11 protein-coding genes and 1 tRNA gene are annotated in these 12,365 nt (G+C 63.6%); 8 read left to right on the top strand and 4 right to left on the bottom strand.

Annotation, left to right across the window (positions count from 1 at the left end; genetic code table 11):
- Positions 1-72: 72 nt before the first annotated feature.
- Positions 73-507 carry a GNAT family N-acetyltransferase gene (locus tag H145_RS0109125; protein WP_019947839.1) on the bottom strand — a complete coding sequence of 145 codons (435 nt, stop codon included), beginning with the start codon at positions 505-507 and terminating at the stop codon, positions 73-75.
- 196 nt (positions 508-703) lie between these two features.
- On the bottom strand, positions 704-1,720 hold the full coding sequence (locus tag H145_RS0109120; protein WP_019947838.1) for a PhoH family protein: 1,017 nt from the start codon (positions 1,718-1,720) through the stop codon (positions 704-706).
- Positions 1,721-1,906: 186 nt separating this feature from the next.
- Here H145_RS0109120 and H145_RS0109115 point away from each other — a divergent pair, with 186 nt between their 5' ends.
- The 6 genes from H145_RS0109115 (at position 1,907) to H145_RS0109090 (ending at position 7,662) form a co-directional block, all read left to right on the top strand.
- Entirely contained in the window at positions 1,907-2,677 is a 771-nt protein-coding gene (locus H145_RS0109115) for an SAM hydrolase/SAM-dependent halogenase family protein (RefSeq protein WP_019947837.1), read from the top strand.
- Positions 2,678-2,796: 119 nt separating this feature from the next.
- Positions 2,797-3,105, top strand: a complete 309-nt coding sequence (locus tag H145_RS0109110; protein ID WP_019947836.1) for a putative quinol monooxygenase — start codon at positions 2,797-2,799, stop codon at positions 3,103-3,105.
- A gap of 105 nt (positions 3,106-3,210) precedes the next feature.
- Positions 3,211-3,753: an iron-sulfur cluster co-chaperone HscB C-terminal domain-containing protein gene (locus tag H145_RS0109105; RefSeq protein WP_019947835.1), complete on the top strand. Its 543-nt coding sequence runs from the start codon at positions 3,211-3,213 to the stop codon at positions 3,751-3,753.
- 24 nt (positions 3,754-3,777) lie between these two features.
- Positions 3,778-3,862, top strand: a tRNA-Leu gene (locus tag H145_RS0109100).
- 138 nt (positions 3,863-4,000) lie between these two features.
- Positions 4,001-6,709, top strand: coding sequence for a hypothetical protein (locus H145_RS0109095; RefSeq protein ID WP_019947834.1), 2,709 nt, complete (start codon positions 4,001-4,003; stop codon positions 6,707-6,709).
- A 227-nt stretch (positions 6,710-6,936) separates the two neighbouring features.
- On the top strand, positions 6,937-7,662 hold the full coding sequence (locus H145_RS0109090) for a cupin domain-containing protein (protein WP_019947833.1): 726 nt from the start codon (positions 6,937-6,939) through the stop codon (positions 7,660-7,662).
- An 87-nt stretch (positions 7,663-7,749) separates the two neighbouring features.
- Here the strand turns inward: H145_RS0109090 and H145_RS0109085 are convergent, their stop codons facing one another.
- Positions 7,750-8,538, bottom strand: a complete 789-nt coding sequence (locus H145_RS0109085) for an MBL fold metallo-hydrolase (RefSeq protein WP_019947832.1) — start codon at positions 8,536-8,538, stop codon at positions 7,750-7,752.
- 350 nt (positions 8,539-8,888) lie between these two features.
- On the opposite strand from H145_RS0109085, the gene H145_RS0109080 reads away from it, so the two are divergent.
- Positions 8,889-9,425 carry a pyridoxamine 5'-phosphate oxidase family protein gene (locus H145_RS0109080; protein WP_019947831.1) on the top strand — a complete coding sequence of 179 codons (537 nt, stop codon included), beginning with the start codon at positions 8,889-8,891 and terminating at the stop codon, positions 9,423-9,425.
- Positions 9,426-9,536: 111 nt separating this feature from the next.
- On the opposite strand, the gene crcB is transcribed toward H145_RS0109080, so the two are convergent.
- Positions 9,537-9,914 carry a fluoride efflux transporter CrcB gene (gene crcB, locus H145_RS0109075; protein ID WP_019947830.1) on the bottom strand — a complete coding sequence of 126 codons (378 nt, stop codon included), beginning with the start codon at positions 9,912-9,914 and terminating at the stop codon, positions 9,537-9,539.
- A gap of 158 nt (positions 9,915-10,072) precedes the next feature.
- On the opposite strand from crcB, the gene pta reads away from it, so the two are divergent.
- Complete coding sequence (gene pta, locus H145_RS0109070) at positions 10,073-12,172, top strand: phosphate acetyltransferase (RefSeq protein WP_019947829.1); 2,100 nt, start codon at positions 10,073-10,075, stop codon at positions 12,170-12,172.
- Positions 12,173-12,365 lie beyond the last annotated feature (193 nt).

The raw sequence follows: 12,365 nt of genomic DNA, 5'->3' as shown, positions 1-12,365 counted from the left end.
GTAATCAAGGTGAAGAAAATACGGCGAATTGTCAGCACCGGCAACGCATTGTTTTTCCGCTCCGCTCAGATTTCAGCCCTGCGGCAGCGCCATCCGGTAGTGCTCAATATCGGCCTCCACAAACTTCTCGCCCATCTTCTGAAAGCCGTGACGCTCGTAGAAGCGCACGGCGGGCAACTGGGCGTGCAGGTACACGAGCGCGCCGGGGTGCGCGGCCTGCACATCGCGGACTACGGCGGCGAGCAGGGCCGCGCCGGCCTGCTGGTTGCGGTGCTCGGCCAGCACGGCGAAACGCTCCAGCTTCACGCCTTTATCCGTGGGGCGCCAGCGGGCCGTGCCGCAGGGCTGGCCGGTGGCAGTCAGGGCGAGGTAGTGCGCGGCGTCGGTGCGGTCGTGGGCGTCGTATTCGAGGTCGGCGGGCACGTTCTGGCCCAGCACAAACACGGTACGGCGGATGACCAGCGCCGCTTCCAGGTCGGCGTCGGTGGTAATGCGGCGGACTTGCATGGGCAATTCTGAGGTCAACGAGAAAAGGTCAAAAGTAAAAGTCCACATTTTTCGTTCTGACGAAGGAAGGACCTCATTCCGTGAAAACGGCAATCGTAATAACGACTGGTTTTCACGGAATGAGGTCCTTCCTTCGTCAGGATGACAGGCGGTCAAGCTAACAGCTGTCAGCTGAGAGCTAACAGCTCAGGCAAACCTACTCGCCGCGGCGCTGGGCGGGGCGCACGGGGCGGTTGGCCTGGTCGGCGCGCTCCTGCTCCTGCTCGGTGTCGAACTGGTCGTAGGCCAGCACGATTTCCTTTACCAGGCGGTGGCGCACCACATCCTCGGCCGTCATTTCCACGAACCCGATGCCGGGCACGTCGCGCAGGATGTCGAGGGCCTGATTGAGGCCGGATTTCTGCTTAGTGGGCAGGTCGATCTGGCTCCGGTCGCCGTTTACCATCACCTTGGCGTGCGGGCCCATGCGAGTCAGAAACATCTTCAGCTGCGAAGGCGTGGTGTTCTGGGCCTCATCGAGCAGCACGAAGGCGTGGTTGAGCGTGCGGCCGCGCATGTAGGCCAGCGGCGCAATTTCGATGGTCTTGTTCTCCATATAGAACTTGAACTTCTCGGGCGGCAGCATGTCCTCCAGCGCGTCGTAAATCGGCCGCAGGTAGGGGTCGACTTTCTCCTTCATGTCGCCGGGCAGGAAGCCGAGGCTTTCGCCGGCTTCCACCACGGGGCGCGAGATGATGATTTTCTTGACCTCCTTGTTCTTGAGGGCGCGCACGGCCAGCGCCACCGAAATATAGGTTTTGCCCGTACCGGCCGGCCCGAGCGCAAACACCAAATCGTTCTTCATCACGGCATCCACGAGGCGCTGCTGGTTGGCCGTGCGGGCCTTGATAACGCCGCCCTTGGCTCCGAACAGAATCACGTCGGGCGCGGCGGCCATGCGCGCTTCTTCCACCTCCTCATCGGCCGAGGAGAGGTACTGGCTCACGGTTTTGTCGGTGATGGTGCCGTACTCGTGGTAGTGCTCGATGAGGGCCGAGAGGATGTCGTTGATGCGGCTGATAACGGCCGGCTGGCCCTGAATCTTGATTTCGTTGCCCCGCGAAACAACTTTGCTGCCCGGGAAAGCCGCGGCCAGCTGGCGGATGTTCTGGTTGTCGGGCCCCAGGAATTCTACCAGGGACACATTTTCCAGCGTGATGACTTTTTCGACCAAACTATCGGATTTTAAAAGCGAGAAGAGAAAAATAAGCGGCTGAAAGCCCGGCGGATGACCACCTCTGCTGCCTATAACAGCAAAAGCCGGGTTATCGTTGCCCTATCCGGTTCCGGGCAAAAGGCCTACTTTTGCCACCCCCACGGGGCGCAAAGCAATAGTACGAATAACTCCGAATTTCCGGTCATGGGCTTGATTACGTTTCTGTCAGATTTCGGCTACCGCGACCATTATGTGGCCGCCGTGAAGGCCCGGATTCTGCAGCTGGCCCCCGGGCTGCCGGTGCTCGACCTCACCCACGGCATCGAGCCGTTCAACATTGCCCACGCCGTGCACGTGCTGGGCGCCGTGTACGCCGATTTTCCGGCCGGCACGGTGCATTTGGTGGGCGTGAATGATTTGGGCGCGCCGAATGCGGCCTGGCTGGCCGCCCGGTTCCAGGGCCACTACTTTGTGGCTGCCGACAACGGGCTGCTGCCGCTGCTCTGCGACGGTGCGCCCGAGCAGCTGGTGCGCCTCAGCGCCGGCCAGCAGCCCACCGCCTCCCCCACCCGCGACCTGCTGGTGCCCGCCGCCGTGCACCTGGCCCAAGGCAAGGCGCTGGCCGAACTCGGCCCCGACCAAGCCGAACCCTACCAGCTGCTCAACCGCCAGCTGCGCCTGCAGGACAACCGCGTCACCGGCCACGTCGTGCACGTCGACCACTACGGTAACCTGATAACCGATATTTCGCGCTCGGCCCTCGAAGTCATCGGTCGCGACCGGCCGTTTACCATCCATTTCGCCCGCGAAACCGTGCGCAGTATCGCCCCCCACTTCCAGGCGGCCGACCCGGGCGAGGCCATCTGCATTTTCAACAGTCAGGACAAGCTGTGCATTGGCATCAACCAAGGCAATGCCTCCGAGCTGCTGGGCCTGCACTTTGACTCGCAGGTGGATGTGCGCTACGGAGGATAGGGTTTGAAAGCCTTTTCTGAAGGCGTGTGGGCATAAAAATTAATTCGTGCTTACATTATGTTAATAAATATCAGTCAATCTGACAGCTTTTTCTCAAGTACTTTTTACTCTCTATCTGTATGCTGATCCGGATTGTTCGCCTCACGTTTGCGCCCGAACACGTGGCTGCCTTTCTGCGCATTTTTCAGGATTCTGAAGCCCAGATCCGGCAGATGCCGGGCTGCCGCCACCTGGAGCTGTGGCAGGATGCCGACGACCCGCGCGTGTACTGCACGCACAGCCACTGGGACTCGGCGGAGGCGCTGAACGCGTATCGGCAGTCGGTGCTGTTTGGGCAGGTGTGGCCGGCCACTAAGGCTTTGTTTGCGGCCCCGCCCCTGGCGTTTTCGGTGCGCCCCGCCGAGTTGCCCGCCCCAGCCACTGCCTGATCCGGCTTGCCTTTTCGGCCGGGCAGCGTAACCTATCGGGCCGGCTACGGGTTGAACTTCTTAGCCCGGCAAACTCCCGAGCCGGCCTCTTCTCTTCCCGACCCTATGTCTGAAACGCCCAATTACTTCGACTTCTACGAGCTGCCCGAGACGTTCCGGCCCAATGAGGCGGCGCTTAAAACCAGGTACTACGCCCTGAGCCGGGAGTATCACCCCGATTATCACGCCACGGCCAGCGCCGAAAAGCAGCAGGAGATTCTGCAGTTGGCCACGCTCAACACCGACGCCTACCGCACCCTCAGCCACCCCGACCAGCGTATGGCCTATATTCTGGGCCGCCACGGGCTGCTTGAAGAAGGCCAGCAGGCACTGCCGCCCGATTTTTTAATGGAAGTGATGGAGTTGAATGAGCAGCTGATGGAGCTGGAATTTGAGACCGACCCCACCATTGAAATGAAGGTAGCGGCGGAAGTCAACGCGCTGAGTGACACGCTCGATGCGGGTATCGAGCCGGTACTGGCCGGCTACGAGGGCCTGCCCGCCGATGCCCGCCCCCAGGCCCTGCAGCAGGTGCGCACCTACTACCTCAAAAAGCGTTACCTGTTGCGCATTCGCGAATCTCTGGCTAAGTTTGCAGCCCGTTCGTGACCTACCGGCCGAACGTAGTAAGTTGCCCAGATGGCGGAACCGGTAGACGCGTTGGTCTCAAACACCAATATCGCAAGATGTGCCGGTTCGAGCCCGGCTCTGGGTACCAGGAAGGTCTAACGACTTCCCACAAATCAAGCCTCAAAAGCTGTAAATCTGTTCGCAGATGCAGTTTTTGAGGCTTTTTCGCGTTTGGGCTAAGCAGAACCGGTTTCTGGCAATAACCCTGGCCGGGGCTTTTTGCGTTATGGCTGCATTGCTGAATACGCCCGTGCCCGATACGCCTTCACCTGCCGGTTCTGTTGCACCAGCCCAGGGCAAGCCCGGGCGGGCGGCCCGCCATTGGGGCCGCTGGCTGCTGGCGGCGCTGGTAGTGCTGGCAGTAGCGGGATTTGCCGCGTCGCGCTACCTTGACCCCTGGCTGCACAAAAAGCTGGAGCAGCAGGTAGCCGCTCAGACCCGCGGCCAGTATCGCCTGCGGGTAGGCGAGCTGCACACCAGCTTCTGGCAGCGCGCCATCCGGCTCCGGCGCGTGCGCCTGCGCCCGGCTGAAACGGTGGCCGACACGCTGCCCCGCGTGCGCCTCGACGTAGCCCGGCTCAGCATCCGGGGCATCGATTTGCTGGCGCTGCTGCGTAAAGGCGTGGTGCCTATTGATAGCGTGGTGCTGGACTCGGCGCGCATCGACGTGCTGGCGCTGGCCCGCAAGCCCGCCAAAACGGCCCGCAAACCGCTGCACGAACGGCTGCCGCTCCACCTCCAAGGCCTCGAAATTGATTACTTAGGGCTACTGAATGTCCAAGGCGCTTACCTGCCCGGGTCGCAGCCAACGGCCCGCTTTGCACGCGCCGACCTCAGTGCCCACGCAATGCGCATCGACCCGGCCGGGGCCGCCGATACGCAACGCCTCGGCTATGCCCTGGCCTGGAGGCTGCGGCTGCAGCAGGCGCGCGCCACTGCGGCCGGCCATCGGCTGGCGCTGGTCGGCGCGCGCCTTTCCACCGCCGGGGGGCTCCTGCAACTCGACTCGCTCCGGATTCAGCCCCGCGGCCCGCGGCAGCCGGATCAGGCGCAAATTACCCTCGCGCTGCCGCGCTTACGCCTGAGCGGCCTCGATGCGCTGGCGCTGCGCTACCGGCACCGTTGGCAGGCCGACTCGTTGCATCTGCAGGCTCCAACCCTTACAGCCTCACTACCGGCTCAGTCTTCCGCTTCGCAGACATCTTCTCTGCGCAGCTACCTGGAAAAGCTGGATTTGGCATACCTGCGGCTTGAAAACGGCTTTGTTCGCATGGGCGCGGGGGCTGCGGCGGTGCAGGCCAGCAAGGTGCTGCTCACCGGCTGGGGGCTGCATTACGGCCCGGCTGCAGCTCCGGACTCGGGCCGCGTATTTTTTGCCCGCAGCTGGACCGTGGCGCTGGGTCCGAGCCGGGCCACTGTGGCGGATCACGCGCTGAGCCTGGGCGGTTTGCGGCTCTCGACCCAGGCCCGCACCCTGGCCCTGCGCGCGGTGCAGGTGCGGCCGCCAGCGCCCGGCCACGGCCCGCCCGGGGCAGTGCGCGTCGAGCTGACTATGCCCGATTTGGCGCTTTCCGGATTCGATGCCGGCGCGTTGCAGCACCGGCAGCATTTTCGGGCCGACACGCTGACCATTGGCAACGCCCGGCTCAAGTTTACCCCGCCGGCCCAGCCCCCTCCACCGGTCTGGAAGCTGCTGGCGGGCATTGCGCGGCGCTCCGACCTGAGCCAGTTGGTGGTCAAGAACGCCGCTGTGCAGATTGCCGGGCTGCGCCACACGCCGCAGATTTCCGGCCTTTACCTCACTGGCTCGGCTATTCGCATCGATTCGCTGGCGGCCCTGGGGCCGGCCCGGATTGCCTATGCGAAAGCCTGGCGGGTCCGCTCCGGCCTGATTACGGCCCCTTTCGACCCGCCGTACTACCGGGCCGCCAGCCAACAGATGCACCTCGACACGGACGCCCGCCGTCTGGTTTTCACCGGCATGTCGCTCACGCCTGCGTTTTCTGCGGTGGGCATGAACCGACACAAGGGCTACCAGGCGCCTGCCATCTCCATCAGGCTCCGCTCGCTCACCTTCGATGGCCTCGACTTTGCCGCCCTGGTACGCCGCACCGATTTTCGAACGGCGCGCCTCACAGTGCAAAGCCCGGTGGTGCGCATTGCCTCCGATGGCCGCGGCCCCATCAACCCCCATTACTCCAAGGTGTCGCCCGAGCAGATGCGCCAGCTGCCCGTGCTGGTCGATATCCGGCAGCTGATTATCCGGGACGGCAACCTGTATTCGAGCTACCGCAGCCCGCTTACGCCCATCGTGGGTCGACTGAGCATCAACCGCTTCAATGGCCGCTTCTTCAACCTTAGCAACGACCCCAGCCGCCAGACCGCGGCCACGCCCCTCACGGGCAGCGCCACCACGTATCTGCAGAACCGCTGCCGGCTCGATGCCCGGGTTTCGATGTACCTGCTCGACCCGCTGGGGCGCCACCGGGTGTGGGGTGCGTTTGGGCCCGGCCAGTTTGCCATGCTCAATTCGATGACGGTGCCCACCCGGCTGGTCGAGTTTAAGCGGGGAACAGTGCGCCGCCTGCGCTTTGATATGCACGCCGACCGCCGGCGCGTGACGGGCACCACGTGGGCCGAGTATTCGGGTTTGCAGTTGCGGCTGCTGCGTTATGATCGGCCGGAAATTGAGCAGTCGCTGCTTACCCGCCTCAAATCGAAGGTGGTAAACTTTGTAGTTATCCGCGACCAGAACCCGCGCAAGGGCGGCAAATTTGCGACCGGCCAGACGACGTCCACCCGCGAGCCGCGGTTTTCGGTGTTTACGCTGTGGCGCCAGGGCATAGTCAGCGGGCTGTTCAACAACGTGGGCGTGCCCCAGAAGTTGGCGCAAAAGCTCAGCGAAAGCAAGGACGAAGCGCCGCTGCCCAAATAACCACGGCCGCCCCGCTTGGCGGCCGGCGCGCGGTTTGGGCAGGATTTACGAGCTTTGGCATCCAGCGCCTTGGCCGGGCCGCCTCAACATTTTGCCTTCCAATCCGAATACTCGGTATGGCCGGCGCGCATCCGCCGGTTGGCGGCAGGCTGCTTTCAGGGCCGAAGCGGGCCCGCTAACTCCTCCTTTTCATCCACCCTGTTTTCTCTGGATTTGCTATGGAACCCATGACCACCGTTTCTGAGGTACTCAACCACCTGAAAAAGGAAGGCTACACCGTTGATTTCAACCTGCAGGACAACTGCCTGGTGTGCCACGGCAACGCCCTGCAACTGTCGCCCGAGGAGTTTCAGGTCGATAAGCACTACCGTTTCGAGGGCCAGTCGGACCCCGGCGACGAGGCCGTGGTGTACGCCATTTCCTCGAACCGGCACAACGTAAAGGGCACGCTGGTGAATGGCTACGGCATTTCGAGCGACGCCCTGAGCGCCGATATGGTGAAGGCGTTGCGGGAAAATCCGGGTGCCGCGCCCGAGTCGGCCAGCGCCCCGGAGCCAGCCGAAAAAGCGAATGAAGCCACCCCGCAGCGCCCGGCCGGCACCCGCACCCTCGATGCCCCCCTGCTCGAACTGAGTTTGCCGCAGGCGCTGGCCCAAATCAAGCAGGAGCCGGCCTGGCAAAACAACGACCGCAACGCCCTGACGCTGCTGCATTCGGACGGTATGCGCGTGGTGATGATTGCGCTGCACGAAGGCGCCGAGCTGAAAACGCACACCGCGCCCGGCCCCATCAGCGTGCAGGTGCTGGAGGGCCACATCGGTTTTGGGGCGCAGGAGCAGATGCTGGAGCTGCAGGCTGGCCAGCTGGTTACGCTGCACGCGGGCCTGCCGCACAGCGTAACAGCCCGGCAGGAGTCGGTATTCCTGCTCACGCTGGCCACGACCCGCAAATAAGCAACCCGCTGCTACGTAAAAACGGAGCCCGCCGCAACCCCTATTGTTTGTAATAGGGGTCGCGGCGGGCTCCGGTCGGTTTCGGCATTATTTGCCGGCCGCGTACCAGTTGCGCAGCCGCACGTCAATCTTTTTGTTGGCCGCGTTTACCGTCTTTTTAAAGCCTTGCACATCGCTCAGCCCGTTCTGGCCGCGGTAGTGGTAAGGGTACACGATGCCGGGCTTGAAGGCCAGCACGCCCTGCGCGGCCTTCTGCACATCCATGGTGTAGGGCAGGTTCATGCACACGAAGGCAACGTCGATGTTCTGGAGGGCCCGCATTTCAGGCGTATCCTCAGTATCGCCCGACAGGTACACGTTTTTGCCGCCCAGGCCCAGCACGTAGCCGTTGCCCCGGCCCTTGGGGTGCATGGCGTCGGCCGCTTCGGGCAGGTTGTACATGGCTACGGCCGATATATTCAGGCCCAGCGTGTCGAGTTGCTGCCCGTTGCCAAGGATGCGCGCCTGCGCCCGGTACTCGGCGGGCAGCTGCTCGGCTACGGCTTTGGGCACCACCATCAGCGCCTTGCCAACCGGGAGGCCGGCCAGCGTTTTGGGGTCGAGGTGGTCGCCGTGGATATCGGTAATGAGGATAATATCGGGGGCGGCCAGGCCGGTGTAGCCCGCAGCCCCGCCGTAGGGGTCTACGTAAATGGTTTTACCGTTCCAGGTGAGCACCACGCTGCCGTGCGTGATGGGCTGCACCGTGAGCGGGCCTTTTTTGGTCGCAATCTGGTCGGCCGCCGGCCGGGCCGGGGCCGTGGTGGCGGCGGTCTGGGCCTGAGTCTGGAGGGTGAAAACCGCCAGCGCGGCCGTGAGCAGGAAGGAGCGTTTCATTGATTATGGGTTGGTTGAGGTGCGCGTGATGCCGGCCGCCGCCAGAGGGCAGTGCCGCTTGGAAGTGGCCCTGCCTTCTGGCAGCGGCCGATTTCCTGGCAATAGGAGACAACAACAGCGAAGCCGCCGAAAAGTATTTGGCTGATGGTGCTTTGAGCCCGAAAAAAAGCGCCCGCCCCCACGGGCCGTCCCAGCATGGCCAACAACGTGGCCGGCAGCGCGGGGCATGTCCCCAAGCGGTCGGGCCGCAACAGGCGAAAAGCACTGGCCCGGTGCGGGCGTGGGGCAGAACCAACTCTGCTCAGGCAGGTGCGTATGGAGCAGCATCCCCACCGTTTCTTCCTTGTTTTATGGATAGCATCAACCGAGAGCAGCCCGAAAAAAACCACCAGGACCTGCTGGCCACCGAGGCCATTGCCAAAATGAAGGAGCTGGCCGAAAAAACCAACACCTGCTTTTTCAGCACCCGCCTGCGCAGCAGCGAGGTGCCGGTAACCCGCCCGATGGCCGTGCGCGACATCGACGAGCAGGGCAACTTCTGGTTTCTGAGCGCCAACGACAGCCACAAAAACCAGCAGATCCAGCAGGATGCCTCAGTGCAGCTCCTGTTTCAGGGCTCGGCCCACTCCGATTTTCTGAGCGTAGTCGGCACGGCCACCATTTCCACCGACCGCGCCCGCATCAAGGAGCTCTGGACGCCCATCCTGAAAGCCTGGTTTACCGAGGGCGAAGACGACCCGCGCATCACCGTGATACAGGTAACGCCCCACGACGGCTACTACTGGGACAACAAGCACGGCAACGCCATTGCCTTCGTGAAAACGGCCATCGGTGCCGCCATCGGCCAAACCCTGGACGATTCCATCGAAGGCACCCTCAAGGTATAAGTGCCAAGCGGTGCAGTAAAGCAGCCCGGCGCCTAGTCCCCATCTGCGGGTAGATGCTGGGCTGTTCAAAGCCTTGGTACTGCTGGTTAGTAGGCAAGAGCTACAAGCAGCCTAGATAAACCGGGCGGCCCACACGCCCGCAAAGGCGGCCAGCATGCCCAGCAGCAGGCTGCCGGCGGCGTAGAGGGCCAGCAGCAGCAGCTCGCCGGTGCGGCCCAGCGCCACGCTTTCGTAGGCGAAGGTGGAAAAAGTGGTGAAGCCCCCGCAGAACCCCGTCGTAAGGAACAGCCGCCAGGGCGCGGGCACGGCTCCGTGCCGCTCAAACAGGCCCAGCAGCAGACCAATCAGCAGGCAGCCCAGCACGTTGACCACGAACGTGCCCAGCGGGAAGGCGCCCGGTACCAGCCGCAGGAAATACTGCTGCACCCAGTAGCGGCTCACCGACCCAATAAAACCGCCCAGGCCAATAAGCCACACCGAACTGTTCATGCCTTCTTAGTTAATCGACTGCCTCAACCGGCGGCAAGGTACAGAACGGCGGACAGCAAACTGAGTGGGCGGGCGGGTTGTGCGTAGTTTTGCCGTTGCGGAGCGTTTTCAGTTTTCCTGCTCCGTGAGTGATTCTCTCCGCGAAAACCCTCCTACTCATGAGCAAAGCCGTTTACATTGCCACCGCCGAGCCCTACAGCGGCAAATCGGTGCTGACGCTGGGGTTGGTGAACCTGCTGCTGGGCCAGGCCCAACGGGTAGGCTACTTCAAGCCCATCATCACCCCAGCTGATGGCCGCGCCGACCAGCCCGACGCCCACATCGAAACAGTGCTGCGGCACTTCCAGCTACCCCAGCCCTACGCCGAAACCTACGCCTACACCGGCCAGCAGGCCCTGCGCCTACTCGAAAGCAGCCGCACCGGCCAGCTGCTCGACACCATTATTCACCGCTACAAGCAGATTGAGGCCGCTCACGATTTCGTGGTGGTCGAGGGCACCGACTTCGTGGGCACCGGCCTGGCGCTGGAGCTGGATTTGAACTGGCAGGTGGCCCGCACGCTCAGCATTCCGGTGATGCTGCTGATGTCGGGCCTGGGCAAAACCGTCGACCAGCTGGTGGATGCGGCCCTGTCGGTGCGGCGCGATGCCGAGAACGAGGATGTGCGGGTGCTGGCCCTGGTGCTCAACCGGGTGCTGCCCGAGCAGCTGGCCGAGGTGCAGGCCCGGCTGATGGCCCAACTGCCGCCCGATACGCTGCTGGCCGTCATTCCGGAAAGCCAGGCCCTGCGCAGCCCCACCATGCGCGAGATTCAGGAGCAGCTGGGCGGCGAGGTGCTATTCGGGGCCGATCTGCTGGCCAACCCCGTCGACCACTTCATCAACGGGGCCATGCAGGTGCCTAACTTCCTGCGGCGGCTCGAAGAAAACGTGCTCATCATCACGCCCGGCGACCGGGCCGATATCCTGCTCAGCGCGCTGCAAGCCAATATTTCGGCCAACTACCCCCGCGTGGCCGGGCTGGTGCTCTCGGGCGGCTACCGGCCCGAGGAGTCGGTGCTGCGCCTGATTGAGGGCCTGCCCGAGGTGGTGCCGATTGTGCTCGTCGAGCCGGGCACGTTCGAGGCTACCACCCGCGTGGGCCGCATCCAGTCGCGCATCGGGCCGGGGCAGGAAAGTAAAATCCGGCTCGCCATCCAGACGTTTGAGCGCCATTTCGATACCGCCCGGCTGCTTAACGAGCTGAGCACCTTCGCGCCCCGCGGCCTCACGCCCCACATGTTCCAGTACCAGCTGCTGCAAGGCGCGCGGGCCCGGCGCAAGCGCATCGTGCTGCCCGAGGGCACCGACGACCGGGTGCTGCTGGCGGCCGCCCGCCTGCTGGAGCAGGACGTGGTGGAGCTCATCATTTTGGGCGAGCCCGACCAGATATTGGCTGCCGCCCGCCGCCTGGGCCGCCCGCTCGACCCGGCGCGGGTGCAGCTCCTCAACCCCCAGACTTCCGAGCTGGCCCCCGAGTTTGCCCAGACCCTGCACGAGCTGCGGAAAGCGAAGGGCGTGAACCTGGAAATGGCCCGCGACCTGATGACCGACGTGTCGTATTTCGGCTCGATGCTGGTGTACGAGGGACTGGCCGACGGCATGGTGTCGGGGGCGGCGCACACCACCCAGCACACCATCCGGCCGGCGCTGCAGTTCATCAAAACCAAGCCCGGCGTGTCGGTGGTGTCGTCGGTGTTCTTTATGTGTTTGCCCGACCGCGTAGCCGTGTTCGGCGACTGCGCCGTGAACCCCAACCCCACCGCCGAGCAGCTGGCCGAAATTGCCATTTCGTCGGCCGAAAGCAGCCGGCGCTTCGGCATCGAGCCCCGCGTGGCTATGCTCTCCTACTCGTCGGGCACCTCGGGCGAGGGCACTGATGTGGACAAGGTGCGCGCGGCTACGGCCCTGGTGCGGCAGCTGCGGCCCGATTTGCTCGTGGAGGGCCCCATCCAGTACGACGCGGCCGTGGATTTGGCCGTGGGCCAGCAGAAGCTGCCCGGCTCGCCGGTGGCCGGCCAGGCCAGCGTGCTCATCTTCCCCGACCTGAACACCGGCAACAACACCTACAAAGCCGTGCAGCGCGAAACCGGCGCCCTGGCCATCGGCCCCATGCTCCAGGGCCTCAACAAGCCCGTCAACGACCTGAGCCGCGGCTGCACCGTCGACGACATCTACAATACGGTGCTGCTAACCGCCATTCAGGCCCAGGAGGTATAAAGTCCGTTTTCGCAGCTTTCAAAGAGCGGACTGCCTGAAGGCTGCGAAGTAGCAGCACCTTTTCTCAAAGGCTTTTTGCCCGTCATTGATACGGCTAAGCCCGTCATGCTGAGCGAAGCCGGAGGCGAAGTCGAAGCATCTCTACCGCTTTGTTGCAGTTGTCAGGGTTAGCATTGCACGCGAGATGCTTCGA

Source organism: Hymenobacter aerophilus DSM 13606, from assembly GCF_000382225.1.
GTDB classification, from domain to species: Bacteria; Bacteroidota; Bacteroidia; order Cytophagales; family Hymenobacteraceae; genus Hymenobacter; species Hymenobacter aerophilus.
The sequence above is the reverse complement of the archived record's forward strand: the minus strand, read 5'-3'. Positions and strand labels throughout refer to the sequence as shown.

Bases quoted from the DNA above. Each gene is read 5' to 3' on its own strand.
- H145_RS0109125 (WP_019947839.1), bottom strand. From the start codon at position 507: ATGCAAGTCCGCCGCATTACCACCGACGCCGACCTGGAAGCGGCGCTG.
- H145_RS0109115 (WP_019947837.1), top strand. From the start codon at position 1,907: ATGGGCTTGATTACGTTTCTGTCAGATTTCGGCTACCGCGACCATTAT.
- H145_RS0109110 (WP_019947836.1), top strand. From the start codon at position 2,797: ATGCTGATCCGGATTGTTCGCCTCACGTTTGCGCCCGAACACGTGGCT.
- H145_RS0109105 (WP_019947835.1), top strand. From the start codon at position 3,211: ATGTCTGAAACGCCCAATTACTTCGACTTCTACGAGCTGCCCGAGACG.
- H145_RS0109095 (WP_019947834.1), top strand. From the start codon at position 4,001: ATGGCTGCATTGCTGAATACGCCCGTGCCCGATACGCCTTCACCTGCC.
- H145_RS0109090 (WP_019947833.1), top strand. From the start codon at position 6,937: ATGACCACCGTTTCTGAGGTACTCAACCACCTGAAAAAGGAAGGCTAC.
- H145_RS0109085 (WP_019947832.1), bottom strand. From the start codon at position 8,538: ATGAAACGCTCCTTCCTGCTCACGGCCGCGCTGGCGGTTTTCACCCTC.
- H145_RS0109080 (WP_019947831.1), top strand. From the start codon at position 8,889: ATGGATAGCATCAACCGAGAGCAGCCCGAAAAAAACCACCAGGACCTG.
- crcB (WP_019947830.1), bottom strand. From the start codon at position 9,914: ATGAACAGTTCGGTGTGGCTTATTGGCCTGGGCGGTTTTATTGGGTCG.
- pta (WP_019947829.1), top strand. From the start codon at position 10,073: ATGAGCAAAGCCGTTTACATTGCCACCGCCGAGCCCTACAGCGGCAAA.